The organism is Myroides sp. DF42-4-2, assembly GCF_030326445.1.
GTDB lineage: Bacteria > Bacteroidota > Bacteroidia > Flavobacteriales > Flavobacteriaceae > Flavobacterium.
The window spans coordinates 1-532 of sequence record NZ_JACAKI010000071.1; the positions used below are offsets into that span (position 1 = coordinate 1).

At 29.5% G+C, this 532-nt stretch carries 1 protein-coding gene; it reads right to left on the reverse strand.

The window, feature by feature from the left end:
* Positions 1-6 precede the first annotated feature (6 nt).
* The coding region (locus tag HX062_RS16190) for an ATP-binding protein (protein WP_286468140.1) at positions 7-532 on the reverse strand (526 nt) is incomplete at its 5' end.

The window sequence follows — 532 nt, forward strand, 5'->3', positions numbered from 1 at the left end:
GTATAGTTATTTAATAGAGTTTTGTTGAATTTTTGCTAATGTATTTTTACTTCTTAAAGACTCCCCATGAAGTTCAATTCTAATAGAATTATGTACCATTCTATCTAAAATAGCGTCAGCTATAGTTTGTTCTCCAATTATATCATGCCATGTTTCAATGGGAAGTTGTGAAGCTATAATTGTAGATCTCTTACCATGGCGATCTTCAATAATTTCCATAAAATCTTGTCTTTTAAGATTGTCTAAGGGTTGTAATCCAAAATCATCTAATATAATTAGGTCTTGTTTTTCAATTCGATCTATTTCCTTAGAAAAAGAACCATCTCCTTTAGCCATCTTTAATTTAGAGAATAGTTTATTGATACTAAAGTACATGACTTTATATCCTAACATACAAGCTTGATAACCAATTGCAGAAGCAATATAACTTTTTCCTACTCCTGTACTACCAGTAATTAATACGTTTTGTTGCTGTTTTATAAATTGACAAGCAGCTAATCGATCAATCATATTCCTATCAATATTTCTGGAT